This window comes from Parafilimonas sp., assembly GCF_051953455.1.
Lineage (GTDB): Bacteria > Bacteroidota > Bacteroidia > Chitinophagales > Chitinophagaceae > Parafilimonas.
In genome coordinates this window covers 76,655-91,741 of sequence record NZ_JBQCIT010000031.1, presented here as the reverse complement: position 1 = coordinate 91,741, position 15,087 = coordinate 76,655, and the positions used below count along the sequence as shown (strand labels likewise).

Annotated in this window: 11 protein-coding genes; 8 read left to right on the top strand and 3 right to left on the bottom strand. The window is 39.5% G+C overall.

Translation table 11 applies throughout. The features are described from left to right. Positions 1-40 precede the first annotated feature (40 nt). The 4 genes from ACTHN6_RS12120 (at position 41) to ACTHN6_RS12105 (ending at position 3,705) form a co-directional block, all read left to right on the top strand. Positions 41-688 (top strand): hypothetical protein, encoded by a 648-nt coding sequence (locus ACTHN6_RS12120; protein ID WP_440436026.1) that lies wholly within the window; start codon positions 41-43, stop codon positions 686-688. A 72-nt stretch (positions 689-760) separates the two neighbouring features. Then, on the top strand, positions 761-1,183 hold the full coding sequence (locus tag ACTHN6_RS12115) for an acyl-CoA thioesterase (protein ID WP_440436025.1): 423 nt from the start codon (positions 761-763) through the stop codon (positions 1,181-1,183). Between the two features lie 109 nt (positions 1,184-1,292). Further along, positions 1,293-2,366, top strand: a complete 1,074-nt coding sequence (locus ACTHN6_RS12110; protein ID WP_440436024.1) for a methyltransferase — start codon at positions 1,293-1,295, stop codon at positions 2,364-2,366. Between the two features lie 91 nt (positions 2,367-2,457). Continuing rightward, positions 2,458-3,705: an NAD(P)/FAD-dependent oxidoreductase gene (locus tag ACTHN6_RS12105; protein ID WP_440436023.1), complete on the top strand. Its 1,248-nt coding sequence runs from the start codon at positions 2,458-2,460 to the stop codon at positions 3,703-3,705. An 85-nt stretch (positions 3,706-3,790) separates the two neighbouring features. On the opposite strand, the gene ACTHN6_RS12100 is transcribed toward ACTHN6_RS12105, so the two are convergent. From ACTHN6_RS12100 to ACTHN6_RS12090, 3 genes are all read right to left on the bottom strand, one after another. After that, a complete protein-coding gene (locus tag ACTHN6_RS12100; RefSeq protein ID WP_440436022.1) occupies positions 3,791-4,363 on the bottom strand; it encodes a hypothetical protein in 573 nt (190 codons plus the stop codon). A gap of 214 nt (positions 4,364-4,577) precedes the next feature. Continuing rightward, positions 4,578-5,882: a PQQ-dependent sugar dehydrogenase gene (locus ACTHN6_RS12095; RefSeq protein WP_440436021.1), complete on the bottom strand. Its 1,305-nt coding sequence runs from the start codon at positions 5,880-5,882 to the stop codon at positions 4,578-4,580. 101 nt (positions 5,883-5,983) lie between these two features. After that, entirely contained in the window at positions 5,984-6,589 is a 606-nt protein-coding gene (locus ACTHN6_RS12090; protein WP_440436020.1) for a YhcH/YjgK/YiaL family protein, read from the bottom strand. 183 nt (positions 6,590-6,772) lie between these two features. On the opposite strand from ACTHN6_RS12090, the gene ACTHN6_RS12085 reads away from it, so the two are divergent. From ACTHN6_RS12085 to ACTHN6_RS12070, 4 genes are all read left to right on the top strand, one after another. Then, a complete protein-coding gene (locus ACTHN6_RS12085; RefSeq protein WP_440436019.1) occupies positions 6,773-9,190 on the top strand; it encodes an ABC transporter permease in 2,418 nt (805 codons plus the stop codon). A gap of 346 nt (positions 9,191-9,536) precedes the next feature. Beyond that, positions 9,537-11,915, top strand: coding sequence for an ABC transporter permease (locus tag ACTHN6_RS12080; protein ID WP_440436018.1), 2,379 nt, complete (start codon positions 9,537-9,539; stop codon positions 11,913-11,915). Between the two features lie 47 nt (positions 11,916-11,962). Continuing rightward, a complete protein-coding gene (locus ACTHN6_RS12075) occupies positions 11,963-14,377 on the top strand; it encodes an ABC transporter permease (protein ID WP_440436017.1) in 2,415 nt (804 codons plus the stop codon). Positions 14,378-14,435: 58 nt separating this feature from the next. Next, positions 14,436-15,077, top strand: coding sequence for a hypothetical protein (locus ACTHN6_RS12070; RefSeq protein ID WP_440436016.1), 642 nt, complete (start codon positions 14,436-14,438; stop codon positions 15,075-15,077). Positions 15,078-15,087: the final 10 nt, after the last annotated feature.

The window sequence follows — 15,087 nt, the reverse complement described above, 5'->3', positions numbered from 1 at the left end:
TTGAAATATAACTAACCATAGTAAAATAAATTTACTGAATATGAAACACAGAATCAATGCGCTTATTATTGCTTTACTGCTTTGCCTTAATGGGGCTTTTGCGCAAACATTAAAAGATGTTTTTACAAACAGTGAAACACCTGTTTTTTATCTTGGTATCGATTTTACACAAACCAAATTAATAGATGATGCTACCGCAAACGAAATGGATATCCGCGACCGCCAGTATGATGCCATAAACGATGTGATTGTAGCCGAGCCCAAAAAATATGATCTTGCCGGCGCTTTCCATAAAAGCGAGGTAGATCACGATTTAGGTTATGTTGCTAAAAAGAATGAAAAGGCAAATGCTGAAGCCATCAAATCAACCAATACCTCCGATTTTCACAGGTTCAAAGAAGATGATGTGGCACAAATTGTAAGCAGTTACGATTTTGGGGATAAAGGGGGTATAGGCCTGCTATTTGTTACTGAAGCTTTAAGCAAATCAAAAAAAGCAGCGGCTGTGTGGGTTACGTTGCTGGATATGAAAACAAAAAAAGTATTGATGACAGAACGCATGGAAGGCTCTGTGGGAAGGTTTGGCGGCTTTGGATTCCGTAATTATTGGGCTTCTCCTTTTAAAGATATAATTGATGCAATTGAAAAGAAGAAGTACAGCGAATGGAAATCAAAATATGGGAATTAGTTTTTTGCTGTAAACATTTAAAAACTGTTACCCCGGCTTAAATGCAACACAGTATAAAACCGGGAAAAGATCATGAGTAATTTACTTTTAGAAAAGATAGAAGTGAACGTGCGTTTTAATGAAGCAGATCCGTTGGGTATGGTTTGGCACGGTCATTATATACGCTATTTTGAAGATGGGAGAGAAGCTTTTGGAAGTAAGTATGGCATAGGGTATCTGGATTTTTATAATCATGGCTACATTGTTCCCGTAGTGAATGTGCAATGTGATTATAAGCGTTCGCTGCGTTATGGAGAAAAGGTGCTTATTGAAACGGAATATGAACCTTGTGAAGCGGCCAAACTTTTATTTCATTATCGTTTGTATAATGCCAAAACAAATCATATCGTGGCTGTGGGCAGCTCTGTGCAGGTTTTCCTTGACAGGGATAAACATGCGCTGCAACTAACCAACCCGGTTTTTTTTGAAGAATGGAAAAAGAAATGGCATCAATAGAACCTCTTTCTTTGCACATAATATTTTTTCGAGGCAAACTTTTTTTCAATTAAAAAAGATACGTATTCTTACACCTTACTTGCCAGGATATAAATAACAGAATTTATAAATGCAATTTTTTTCAACTGACACCAAAACGGCCTTAGAGTCAAAACATTTAGCACAGTTTATTGCTTTTGGTCCTGTGGTCTTCCAGGTGGCAAAAGCGTTGCGGGATTTTGATATATTAAAAGAAATTGAAGACAGCGGCGCTGCGGGTTTATCGCTCGAAGCCATTGTTGAAAAAGTAAGGTTGCCACATTACGGCGTTCGCGTTTTACTTGAATCTGGTTTAGGCATAGGGTTGGTTATTTTTAATAACGGTACTTATAAAATAACCAAAACAGGCTATTTTATTTTGCACGATCCGCTTACCAATGTGAACATGAATTTTATTCATGATGTTAATTACAAAGGCCTTTTTCACCTGGAAGAAAGCGTTAAAACCGGCAAGCCCGAAGGGCTTAAAGAATTAGGCGGCTGGCCAACCATTTACGAAGGCTTGTCACAACTTCCGCCGCATGTACAAAAGAGCTGGTTCGGCTTCGATCATTTCTTTTCAGATACAGCTTTTCCAAAAGTATTGCCGCATGTATACGATAATAATCCTATAAAAAACATGCTTGAAATTGGCGGCAACACCGGCAAATGGGCCATAGCGAGTACAACCTATAATAAAGATGTGCATATTACAATTATGGATTTGCCGCAGCAGTTGAGCATGGCCAAAAGCAGGTTGGAATCGTTGGGTTTAACTGGCAGGGTTTCTTTTCATCCTGTAAATATCCTGGATGAAACCCAGGCTTTTCCAAAAGGTTTTGATGCCATCTGGATGAGCCAGTTTCTCGATTGTTTTTCCGAGGATGAAATTGTATCCATACTTAAAAGATGTTATGCGGCTTTAGACGGGAATGGCTTTGTATATATTCTTGAAGCATTTTGGGATGTACAACGTTTTGAAACGGCCGCATTCTGCCTGCAGCAAACATCTATTTATTTTACGGCGCTTGCAAATGGCAACAGCCAGATGTATCATTCGGAAGTATTTAAGAACTGCATTTACAAAGCAGGATTTGAGATTGTGCAGGAAACAAATAATATAGGCCTGAGCCATACATTATTAAAGTGCAGGAAAGTTGCCTGAACCAATTGCAAGATTATAAGATTTTTTGAATACAATAAATGAGCTTAACCACACAAATTGTTTTACTCCCATCGGAACTTAATATAATATTATGAACACAGAACAGGTAGATGTATTGGTAATTGGCGCCGGCCCCGCCGGAACGGTAGCCGCTTCTATAATAAACAAAGCAGGTTATAAAGTAAAGATTGTTGAGAAAATGAAATTCCCGCGTTTTGTAATTGGCGAAAGCTTATTGCCGCGTTGTATGGAAGCCCTGGAAGAAGCAGGTTTTCTTGAAGCCGTAAAAGCAAAAGGTTTTCAGGATAAAGGGGGCGCCAAATTCGTGAAGAATGGCAAAATCTGCGATTATTCTTTTGATGATCAATATACCAAAGGCTGGGCATGGACCTGGCAGGCGCCGCGTGCCGACTTTGATAAAGCACTGGCTGATGAAGTAGAGAAAATGGGTGTGCCCGTTTCGTATGAAACCACCGTTACAGCCATAGAATTTGATGGCGCTGATTCCACTACAACTGTTGAATATGCCAACGGTGAAAAGGCGCAGATTAAAGCCAGGTTTATTGTTGATGGCAGCGGTTATGGCAGGGTAATCCCGCGGTTATTCAAACTAGATAAGCCATCGAACCTTGAAACCCGCAAAGCAATGTTTGCACACGTTACAGATGAAAAGCGTGCTATGGCCGATGAACCTAACCGCATTACCATTATCGTGCATGAGTTTGGCGTATGGATTTGGGTAATACCTTTTTCAAATGGCAATACTTCTATAGGTTTTGTTGGCAGCCCTGAATTTTTTAAAAAGTTTCAGGGCTGCAACGAAGAGCAATTTCGGGCACACATTGCCTCCCAGCCATATTTGAGTGAGCGCTTTAAAGATGCAGAACTGATTTTTGAACCAAGGGTTTTGGAAGCCTGGTCAAGCACCACGGAAAAGTTTTATGGCGAAGGCTTTGTGCTTACCGGTAATGTAACGGAGTTCCTGGATCCTGTTTTTTCATCAGGCGTTACACTGGCTACGGTTTCGAGCCAGAAAGCGGCAAAGCTTGTTATAAAGAAACTAAAGGGTGAAGATGCGGATTGGGAAGAAGATTATACCAAACCCATGATGCAGGGCGTAAATACATTCCGCAGTTATGTAATGCGCTGGTATGACGGCACTCTGGATACCATTTTCTTTGCCGATAACCAGGACCCGCTTATTAAAAGCATGATCTGTTCAGTGCTGGCAGGTTATGTTTGGGACCTTGATAATCCCTATGTAAAAGATCATGATACAGCATTAAAGAAATTGGCGAACACCATCACGGTGAGGGATATGTTTAAGAATAAAGAATAGTGCCTGAGGGCTTTGATTTATTGGCATAGCAATCATTACCGTTTGCTATGCCAATAAAAAACCCGGAGGAAAAATAAGGTCTCAGCTAGGCAATCATCACAGTATAATTAGCAAGAGAAAAATCTTTCAGGTCAATATAGCATTGCTCGCGCTCTACAAACATTTCTACGAGCATGACATCTTTGCCAAATCCTAAAATTATAATAAGCGTTTTGGCTACCCCATACCATGAATCGCCAAAAGTGAAATTATCTGCTTTAAAAGATAAAGTATTAAATGGGCTTATGAGGGTTTTAATTTTATAGGTTACATCATTGGGCCCGTATGTAGCGCCAAGAACAGATAATCTTTGCTCATGCACAGGCGTTTGCCTGGGCGCTAAATTTGATTTTTCAAACTCTTTAATACCAACAGTTAAGACTTCGCTTTCCCTTGCGGCCGCTATGAACAGCGGGCCATCATCATAACTGTAAACCACCGTTATGGATTTCTTTTGACCCGGCCATCCGTCTTCACCTATTTCTTTATTATTAACAATGAAATTTAATGTTTGCGGATTACCATCACGAATTAACGCGGCTATCTTGTTTGTAACTACTTTAAGCCCATACACGGCAATGCGGATATGCAGTTTGCCCTTGTTGTTTTGTGTTTGCATGGTAATATATTTATTATTAATGAATGAATTGCTTTCAGAAGATGTATCGGGTTATAACTATAATACTATATGTATTTATTATGCAGGCTGCAACATCGCACTGTATGCATAAAAAAATCCATTTTGATTGGATAATTCATGATGCAAGATTAGCAATAATTTTAATTCCTACCAAATTAGTAGGAGTTGATTTATAAACTTTTTGTGAAGAATATTATTTGCCTGCAGTATAGGTTATGCGCCAGATGCGGTTGCTTGTATCATCTGTAAGCAGCATTGAACCGTCTTTCAAAAACACAATTCCTACCGGCCGGCCATGTACTTTTTCTTTATTTAAATCAACAATAAATCCTGTAAGAAAATCTTCCGGCGGCCCTGCCGGTTTTCCGTTTTTAAAAGGAACAAATAATACTTTATAACCGGATAATTGCGAACGGTTCCAGGAACCATGCTGCGCTATAAAAGCACCTGTTTTATATTTTTCGGGAAAGTTACTTTTATTGCCAAATGCCAAACCCAACGAGGCCGTATGCGAACCCAGTGAAACGTCGGGTACAATTACCTGCTTAACCAATATTTTAGCCGCTTCATCTTTCAGCCGCGGATCTATATGTGTGCCATAATAAAAATAAGGCCAGCCATAAAACCCGTCTTCCTTCACGCTTGTAAGATAATCGGGCACGAGATCATCCCCTAATTCGTCCCGCTCGTTTACGGCAGTCCATAAAATGCCTGTTGCAGGTTCCCATGCCATACCAACAGGGTTGCGCAGGCCAGATGCATACACCCGCATGTCACTGCCATCTGTATTAATTTCCAAAATGTCTGCACGGTTTATTTCTTTATCCATGCCATTTTCTGCCACATTGCTTGATGAGCCCACGGCAATATAAATTTTAGTGCTGTCGGCATTTGTTATAATATTTCTGGTCCAGTGCCGGCCTTCGCCCGGCAGGTCAATGAGTTTTTCCGGCTTTGCTGTTATACGGGTTTCACCGGGGGTATAAGGAAAGCGGACCAACGCATCGGTATTGGCGACATACAGCCATTTGCCAAGCACGAGCATTCCGAAAGGCTTGTTTAAATTATCAATAAAAGTTTGCTTTAATTCTGGGATGCCATCTCCATCCGCATCCCGCAAAATGGTAATGCGGTTAGCGCTTTTGCCCAGGTTATCTGCTTTATTAGCGCCAATAATAACAGCGCCGATCTTCTTGAAAAAACCAACTTCGGTGTTGGCTTCCGTAACCAGCACATCGCCGTTTGGCGTTACATACATCCATCTGGGATTATAAAAACCCTCAGCATATAAACGCACCTTAAATCCTTCCGGCGCAATGGGCTTTTCATTTTCTTTCCAGCCAACCACATTACTGAAATTCATTTTTGATTTGGTAGCATAAGGTTCAGGCAAATCTTTTGCATAGCTCACAGGTCCTGCCGTTTTTTTGTTTGAGGCACAGGAAGCCAATAAAATCAGCAAAATGTATAGTGGTGTCTTTATAAGTTTTATTGCCATGATCAATCTCTTACTGAAAGAAGATTAAAAATCATGCCGTGATTAAATGCAACGCTGCATTAATCTTTTAAAATTTAAAAGACAATAAACTTAAAAAGGGATTATTCTGCGTACCTGATTTTTATAACAAGCTTCTTATCGGGCTTGTTGCCGTTTGTAGTAATGCCCGGCCGGTGTGCTTCTCCGGGAAAAAAAAGAAAAAAGGTGCCGGGGAAAGCATCATAGAGTTTTCCGTCGCCGGAATAATTGGCTAAATCTTTTGAAGCATCATACGGCATTGTTACGGTGAGTTTTGAAACAGGTGTCATGCCGATTTTTTCTTCTCCGCTGATTACTGCCTGTAAATCTATATAGTTATGATGCGATTCCCATTTTGCATCGTCTAAATTTTTGGTAGGCGCTTCAGTTATCATAGCATAAACATTGTCGCCATCAATGGCGTACCTGCCTGCGCCTAATTTTTCGAGATCATTATTTTTCAAAAAGGCAAAAGCCTTGTCCCAATAAGATTGATTAAGCTGATATTGCCTTGCCAGTTCAGCCTTGTTTATTGTTTTATGTGGTTGAAGCGGGGCGCCGCCAAGCCAGTCTTTTTTGGCAAACCATGCATTTATTTGTTTGTCGGTTAATGCAGTTTGCTGAGCGTTTATATGCGAGCTTGTAAACATTAATGCAGTTGTTATAATTACTAAAAATGCTTTTTTCATGTGGCGAATCTTTTAAAATAAATTGAAGATACAAACTGCAGGGTAAAGTAACCAAATTGAGCAACCTCTTTATAAAATGACTCTTGTTATTATAATATAGGTGTAAAAATTTTCAACGAAGTGGTAACATATAGCGGAATAAAACGTAATACCTGCGTACTGCTTAACTTTTAATTTATATCAATGCTTAAAAATTATCTGAAAGTTGCATTGCGCAACCTATGGAAAAATAAGGGCTTTTCGGCCATTAACATTATCGGGCTGGCATCGGGGCTGGCCGTTTGCTTATTGATCGTGTTATATGTGGTGGATGAATTAAGTTACGATAAATATTACCCCAATGCAGAGCGTATATACCGCATAGATGCCGATATATTTTTTAATAATACTTCAGCCATTTTTGCGGTATCGCCCGACCCGCTTGGCCCCGCTTTAAAAAGAGATTTTCCCGAAGTGGAAGAAATAACGAGGGTTGAGAACCAGGGCGGCATTCTTGTGAAAAAAGATAACCGCAACGTACAGGATGATCACGCGGCCTTTGCAGACTCTACTTTTTTTAAAGTGTTCGCTTTGCCTATGGTTGCAGGCAACCCGTTAACTGCCTTACGCGATCCTAATTCAATTGTGATTGACGAAACCACGGCTAAAAAGTATTTCAATACAACAGATGTGCTGGGCAAAACTTTAATTGTTGACAACGATAATTATTGCAAAATAACCGGTGTAATAAAAGATATACCCAAGCAGTCACATTTTCATTTTCATTTTATCCGCCCACGCGGAAAAGACAATCCAAGTTGGCTAAGCAATAATAGGTATAACTATGTGCTGGTAAGGCCTGGCGTAACAAAACAGCAATTGCAAAAAGATGTAGATGCTACCATCAATAATTATTTGGGTAAAGAACTGCAGAACCAGTTGCATGCCTCATTAAACGATCTTAAAAAAACCGGCGGCCATTTTAATTATTATGTAATGCCCGTGACCGATATTCATTTGCATTCAGATAAACAATATGAAATAGAGGCTAACGGCAACATTACTTATGTTTATATTTTTTCTGTTATCGCCATTTTTATTTTATTGATTGCCTGCGTAAACTTCATGAACCTTTCAACAGCGCGTTCTGCCAACCGTGCCAAAGAAGTAGGTATAAGAAAAGTGGCAGGTTCGCTGCGCACACATCTTATCATACAGTTTTTAACGGAATCAATTTTAATATGCCTGTTTTCGCTGGTGCTTGCTATTACAATAGCTATGCTGTTAATGCCGCTGTTTAACCAGCTTGCCGGTAAGGAGATGAGCATCGGTACACTCTTCTCAACATGGTTGTTCCCGGTAATGCTGGCGCTGGTTATTGCAGTGGGTTTTGTTGCCGGCAGCTATCCTGCATTTTATTTATCATCATTCCAGCCTATAGATGTATTAAAAGGAAAAATAGCAAAGGGGTTTAAGAGCAGTTGGTTGCGCAGCAGCCTCGTGGTTTTTCAATTCAGCATTTCCATTATACTTATCATTGGAACGATTGTAATTTATAACCAGCTTGATTTTATCCGCAGCCGCAAAATTGGTTATAACCGCGACCAGGTTTTAGTATTGCATAACGCCTGGTATCTTGATAAACAAATTCATTCATTCAGGAATGAGCTGTTGAATATTACAGGAATTGAAAATGCAAGCATTTCCGGTGACCTGCCCACAGGCAACAGCTTCAATACCGAAGGCTGGTTTCGTGATGCTGCAATGAATGCAAACAAGGCAGTAGTGTTAACCAATTTCTATATAGACGAAAATTACATACCAACACTTGGAATGGAGATAGCAAACGGCAGGAATTTTTCAAAAAATTTTCCTTCAGATTCCTCCGGTATTATTTTGAATGAAGCGGCTGTAAAAGTGCTTGGCCTGAAAGAACCGCTCAAGGAAACATTATACCGCCCGGATTTCAGCAATGATGTTATAGGCGCCGCCATCCCTTATCATATAGTGGGCGTTGTAAAAGATTTTAATTTCAGTTCCATGCACGATAATGTTGGCCCGCTTGTAATTCAGTTACGCGAAAATTGGGGCAGCATTGCCGTTCGTATTAAAACAAAGAATATCGCTTCGGTTATAAATACCATTGAGACGCGTTGGAACGCCGCCACAGCAGGCCAGCCTTTCAGCTATACTTTTATGGACGATGATTTTAATAAAGTTTATACAGCAGAACAGCAAACAGGTAAACTCTTTATAACGTTTGCTGTGTTTGCCATCTTCATCGGTTGCCTTGGCTTGTTTGGATTAGTTACATATGCGGCCGAACAACGTACCAGGGAAATTGGCGTGCGCAAGGTTTTGGGTGCAAGTGTAGGCGGCATAGTTACTATGCTATCGAAAGATTTTGCCAAACTTGTATTGATAGCCGCTGTTATTGCTTTTCCCCTGGCATGGTGGGCCATGCATACCTGGCTGCAAAGTTTTGCTTACAGAACAACGCTGAGCTGGTGGATATTTGTTGTTGCCGGCATGGCAGCTATTTTAATTGCATTAATAACGGTGAGTATACAGGCAATTAAAGCCGCGGTTGCTAACCCGGTTACAGCATTGCGAAGTGAATGAATAGCTTGAATGGTGAATCGTTAAACGTGAAAGGTTTAAATGGTTGCTATGAATGGAAACGGCCTGATAAGTTGCATGTAGCATATCAATACCCGTCTTCATTATAACGAACTGCATTCACGTTTGACAATTCAAGAAATAAGCTCCATCGTCAAAGCGCTTAATCGTTCGCTTATAAAATCACAACTGTCCGATTCCGGACAATTTTAAATATAAATAACTCTTTAATGCATTGAGTATAAACTCATTTGCAACAATGGCACCGGGATTGATTGATAAAAGCTGAAATAATTAATATTGTCCCGCCTTAACCGATAACAATATTTATTTATTCAACAATTCCGGTATGTTCAGTAATTATTTGAAAACAGCCTGGCGAAATATCATTCGCAGTAAAGGCTTTTCTGTTATTAATATCATGGGTTTGGCATTGGGTTTAGCTTGCAGCTTAATGATAATGCTTTGGGTAAATGATGAGAAAAATGTAGATGCATTTCATAAAAACGGTAAATATTTATACCAGGTTTATGAACGCAGTTATTTTGATGGAAAAGTAGATGCCGGTTATCCCACACAAGGCCTCCTGGCCGAAGAGTTGAAACGAACGGTTCCTGAAGTTCAGTATGCAAGCGGGTTTGAATATGTAGCGGCGCCGGGCAGCAGCAGCACGTTTGAAGCGGGAGAAAAAATAAAAAAATCAACCGGCATGTTTGCCGGTGAAGATTTTTTTAAAATGTTCAGCTATACTTTATTACAGGGCAATGCCACAACAGCTTTAACGGAGCCTAACAGTATTGCCGTATCAAAAAATATGGCCGAATATTTTTTTGGCAATGCATCAAATGCCATCAATAAAATAATCCGCTTTGATAATAAGGAAGATTTAAAAATAACGGCGGTGTTTGATGATGTGCCTGCAAGGTCATCACAACAATTTGATTTCTTAAGAACATGGGGCGATTTTGTAAAACAAAATGATTGGGTACACAACTGGGGCAATACAAGCCCGCAAACTTTTATTCAGTTAAAACCCGGCGCTGATGCAGCTAAGGTGCAGGTTAAGATCAAAGATTTTATTTATAACTACAGGGAAAAAGATAAAAGCTTTATAATGGAGCTGGCGTTGCAACCCTTCACTGAAAAATACCTGCATTCTAATTTTAAGGATGGTTACTTAGATGGTGGAAGAATTGAGTATGTAAACCTGTTCAGCCTGATTGCTGTTTTTGTTTTGCTCATCGCCTGCATTAATTTTATGAATCTTGCTACGGCGCGTTCTGCAAAGCGGGCAAAAGAAGTGGGCGTAAGAAAAGTTGTTGGTGCATTGCGTTCCACATTAATTGCGCAGTTTGTTGGCGAAGCCATCATGCTTACTTTTATTTCCGTCATTATTGCCCTTATATTAACGGCATTGAGTTTGCCTGCGTTTAACCAGCTTACAGGGAAGCAATTATCGCTGCCTTTTTATCAATCTTCTTTCTGGTTTATTATACTGTGTTTAATGGTGATTACAGGTTTTGTTGCCGGAAGTTACCCTGCACTGTTCCTGTCATCGTTAAAGCCAGTGCGTGTTTTAAAGGGCAGTTTGAAATTTAACTGGAGCGCCACTTTCTTTAGAAAAGCGCTGGTGGTTTTTCAGTTTGCCATGAGTGTGTTTTTGGTGATCGCAATGATCATTGTATATAAGCAGCTCAACTATATTCAAACAAAAAATCTTGGTTATGACCGCGATAATCTTGTGTACATTCCTATTGAAGGCGACCTTATAAAAAACTATGATCTCTTCAAACAAAATGCTTTATCCAACACTGCTATTGTGAATGTTTCCAAGATGCGCAATTCGCCCACCGCTATATCCCATCATATTACCGGAATGAGCTGGCCGGGCAAAGACCCGAACTTAACCGTATCGTTTGCTGATGGTGTTGTGGGGTATGATTTTGTAAAAACGATGAACCTGCAAATGCAGGCTGGCCGCGACTTTTCAAAAGATTATGGCACCGATTCTGTTGCTTATTTATTGAATGAAACCGCTGTTCATAAAATTGGCTTGAAAGATATTGTGGGCAAAACTATCAGTTGGGGTAATCATGAAGGCAAGGTAATTGGTGTGATGAAAGATTTTCATTTCAATTCCCTGCACGAAAATATCGAGCCTTTAATTATGCGCCTGGATGAGAACTGGAGTTGGGGAACAATTTTAGTGCGCATCAAAGCAGGCAAAACAAAGGAAGCCATTGCGCAGCTTCAGCAATTATATAAACAACTTAATCCCGCATTTCCTTTCACTTATCAATTCTCCGATCTCGAATATGCCAAATTATATGAAAGTGAAGCTGTGGTAAGCAAGCTTGCCAACATTTTTGCCTTTCTTGTCATATTCATATCTTGTCTTGGTTTGTTTGGCCTGGCAACATTTACAGCAGAACAACGCACCAAAGAAATTGGTGTGCGTAAAGTACTCGGCGCTTCTTCATCCAGCATTGTAAAATTATTATCGCTTAACTTTTTAAAACCGGTGGTGCTGGCATTCCTGCTTGCATTTCCCGCAGCCTGGTGGGCCATGAGCAGGTGGCTGCAGGATTATGCTTATAAGATCAATATTAACTGGTGGATGTTTGCTGTTGCAGGGTTGCTTACAATAAGCATTGCGTTAATAACCGTAAGTTATCAAAGCATAAAAGCCGCGTTGATAAATCCTGTGAAAAGTTTAAGAACGGAATAAAATAGCTAACAGCTAATGGTGAAAGCAATTAGCAAAAATGAAAACTTATGTTTAAAAATTACATCAAGACCGCGTGGCGGAATATGAGGAAGAATAAATTATTCTCCTTTATTAATATTCTTGGTTTATCAATAGGTATTGCAACCTGCTTTATTATTATGTTGTACGTGCAGGATGAATTGAGTTATGATAAGTTTAATGCCAATGCCAACAACATTGTAAGGGTTGTTTTTAAAGCCGATATTAATGGCGGCAAAATAAATGAAAGCGTTACCATGCCGCCCGTGGCCGCTACCATGAAAAAAGACTTTCCGGAAGTACAGGATGCTGTAAGACTACTTCCCTGGGGCAATCCCAAAATTTTGTACAAAGACAAAGTTTTTAAAGATGATTTTTTGGCATTTGCCGATGCAAACGTGTTCAGCATTTTTACTTTGCCAATGATAAAGGGCAATGCCAAAACGGCTTTGCTGCATCCGCATAGCGTAGTAATGACGCAATCCGCGGCAAAGAAATATTTTGGAAATGAAGACGCAATAGGCAAAGTTATTACACTCACTATTGATAATAACCAGCCCTATACCGTTACCGGCATTATTAAAGATATTCCTGCCAATGCACATTTTCATTTTGATATGTTTACCGCTTTAACGGGTTTTGGCGATTACAATTCCGATACCTGGATGGGCGGCGGCTACCATACCTATCTTTTATTAAAACCCGGTACAGATTTAAAAAAGATGGAAGCCCGGTTTCCTGCCATGGTTAAACAATATATGGGCCCGCAAATACAGCAACAAATGGGTGTAAGCCTTGAGCAATTTACCAGTAAAGGAAATTCGCTTGGTTTTTCGGTGCAGCCTTTAACTGCTATTCATTTGTATGGCGATACCAATAACGAATTTGAACCCGGTGGCAATGCTTCCTATGTTTACATTTTTGGCGGAGTAGCTATTTTTATGTTAGTGGTTGCCTGTATTAATTTCATCAATCTTTCAACGGCCAGTGCTTCAAAAAGAGCGAAAGAAGTGGGCGTGAGAAAAGTGGCGGGCTCCGGCAGGTTTCAGCTAATTAAACAGTTCTTATCTGAATCCATACTGATAACCTTCTTTGCATTGATTATTGCATTTGTAATAGTAGAACTGGCTTTGCCTGCATTCAATAATTTTTCAGGTAAACAATTAAACTTTGATGCAAAACCTGCACTTGCTTTTATTGGTTTAGGATTGATTGTGGGCATTGTTGCAGGGTTATATCCTGCATTTTATTTATCATCTTTTAAACCAATTGCTGTATTAAAAGGTAAGCTTACAATCAGCCATAAAGATTTTGGTTTGAGAAGCGGCCTGGTAGTGTTTCAGTTCTTTATTTCTGTTGCATTAATAATAGGAACGATGGTGGTGTACCAGCAAATGAAATATATACAAACCAAAGACCTTGGTTTTAATAAAGAACAACTTATTACTATTCCTAACTCTTATGTATTGGGTAATAATGAACAAGTTTTTAAACAGCAAATGCTGCAAGACCCACGCATTGTAAATGCAACCGTTAGCTGGTACAAGCCTGCCGGCCCAAGTAATTACAATAACGCATTGGCATATCCGCGGGGAAATGATAAACTCATTGTTAATGGCGTAGATTACCATATTGATGAAAACTATATACCAACATTAGGAATGAAGATGATTAACGGGAGAAATTTTTCCAGTGAATTTGCAACTGATTCTTTTGCTATTATATTGAATGAAACAGCTGCAAAGGCATTTGGGTGGAACAATGCAACCGCTATTGGTAAAACAATAATACGGCAGAATAGTGACAGGGGTAACAATGTTCCTTTTCACGTAATTGGTATTGTAAAGAATTTCAATTTTAAATCACTGCATGAAGCCGTAAGCCCTTTATATATGACATTGAAACCTGAAGGCGGATTGATATTTAAAATTAAAACAACTGACGTTTCCGGTTTGTTGGCAACTATGAAAAAAGCATGGGATAATTATAAAACCGAAGAACCGTTTGAATATAATTTTATGGATGATCTTTTTAATAAAACATATTCAACAGAGCAAAAAACAAGTAATATACTTACGCTCTTCTCTATGCTTACCATTTTTGTTGCCTGCCTTGGTTTGTTTGGATTGGCAACCTACACTGCAGAGCAACGCACGAAAGAAATTGGTATCAGGAAAGTGTTGGGTGCAAGTGTTAGCCAGGTAACGCAAATGCTTTCCAAAGAATTTTTAAAACTTGTTTTAGTGGCATCGTTAATTGCATTTCCGGTGGCATGGTGGGCCATGCATAAATGGTTACAAAGTTTTGCTTACCGCATTCATATTGAGTGGTGGATTTTTGCTGTTGCCGGGTTAGCTGCTTTATGTATTGCGCTGGTAACTGTAAGTTTTCAGGCAATAAAAGCTGCACTGGCAAATCCTGTAAAGGCATTGCGAAATGAGTAAGGCCTTTTGGAAAGTTTAAACTTTTCAAAAGATTTTGTTATCAATAAATTCAATTGTTATGTATAAATCAATTGCAATTATTGTTGTTGCCTTTGTGTCTTGTGCAAATCTTGTACAAGCACAGTCTGTTGATATTTCTTCTGCAGACAACTTTGAAGTAATTAATCGCCATGTTATTGTGCATGATTCAGCGAATAAAAAAATTGTGCATCTTGATGCGGCAGAAGGAGATGGCGTGGCGTGGCTAAAAACCATTAATTTTTCAACTGGCATTATTGAATTGGATGTTATGGGAAAAGATGTAATGCAGCAAAGCTTTGTGGGTATTGCATTTCACGGCATTGATGACAGCAGTTTCGATGCCGTGTATTTCCGGCCATTTAACTTTCTGGCTGCAGATGCAATAAGAAAAAGCCATTCAGTTCAATACATCTGCCTGCCTAAATATGAATGGTCTTACCTGCGCGAAAATTTCCCCGGAAAATATGAAAATGCATTAACCCAATCTATTGAACCCTCAAGCTGGTTTCATGTAAGGGTTGTGGTTGAAGTTGATAAAATATCAGCGTATGTAAATAATGATAACACGCCATCTCTTGTTGTAAAACCGCTGGCAAATTATACAACAGGAAAGATTGGTTTTTGGGTGGGCAACGGCTCAGATGGCGATTTCTCGAACTTAACTGTTCTGCAGCATTAAATCTTAGAAT

What these genes read in the sequence shown, in the direction of transcription:
- ACTHN6_RS12120 (WP_440436026.1), top strand. Translation starts at nt 41, where the DNA reads ATGAAACACAGAATCAATGCGCTTATTATTGCTTTACTGCTTTGCCTT.
- ACTHN6_RS12115 (WP_440436025.1), top strand. Translation starts at nt 761, where the DNA reads ATGAGTAATTTACTTTTAGAAAAGATAGAAGTGAACGTGCGTTTTAAT.
- ACTHN6_RS12110 (WP_440436024.1), top strand. Translation starts at nt 1,293, where the DNA reads ATGCAATTTTTTTCAACTGACACCAAAACGGCCTTAGAGTCAAAACAT.
- ACTHN6_RS12105 (WP_440436023.1), top strand. Translation starts at nt 2,458, where the DNA reads ATGAACACAGAACAGGTAGATGTATTGGTAATTGGCGCCGGCCCCGCC.
- ACTHN6_RS12100 (WP_440436022.1), bottom strand. Translation starts at nt 4,363, where the DNA reads ATGCAAACACAAAACAACAAGGGCAAACTGCATATCCGCATTGCCGTG.
- ACTHN6_RS12095 (WP_440436021.1), bottom strand. Translation starts at nt 5,882, where the DNA reads ATGGCAATAAAACTTATAAAGACACCACTATACATTTTGCTGATTTTA.
- ACTHN6_RS12090 (WP_440436020.1), bottom strand. Translation starts at nt 6,589, where the DNA reads ATGAAAAAAGCATTTTTAGTAATTATAACAACTGCATTAATGTTTACA.
- ACTHN6_RS12085 (WP_440436019.1), top strand. Translation starts at nt 6,773, where the DNA reads ATGCTTAAAAATTATCTGAAAGTTGCATTGCGCAACCTATGGAAAAAT.
- ACTHN6_RS12080 (WP_440436018.1), top strand. Translation starts at nt 9,537, where the DNA reads ATGTTCAGTAATTATTTGAAAACAGCCTGGCGAAATATCATTCGCAGT.
- ACTHN6_RS12075 (WP_440436017.1), top strand. Translation starts at nt 11,963, where the DNA reads ATGTTTAAAAATTACATCAAGACCGCGTGGCGGAATATGAGGAAGAAT.
- ACTHN6_RS12070 (WP_440436016.1), top strand. Translation starts at nt 14,436, where the DNA reads ATGTATAAATCAATTGCAATTATTGTTGTTGCCTTTGTGTCTTGTGCA.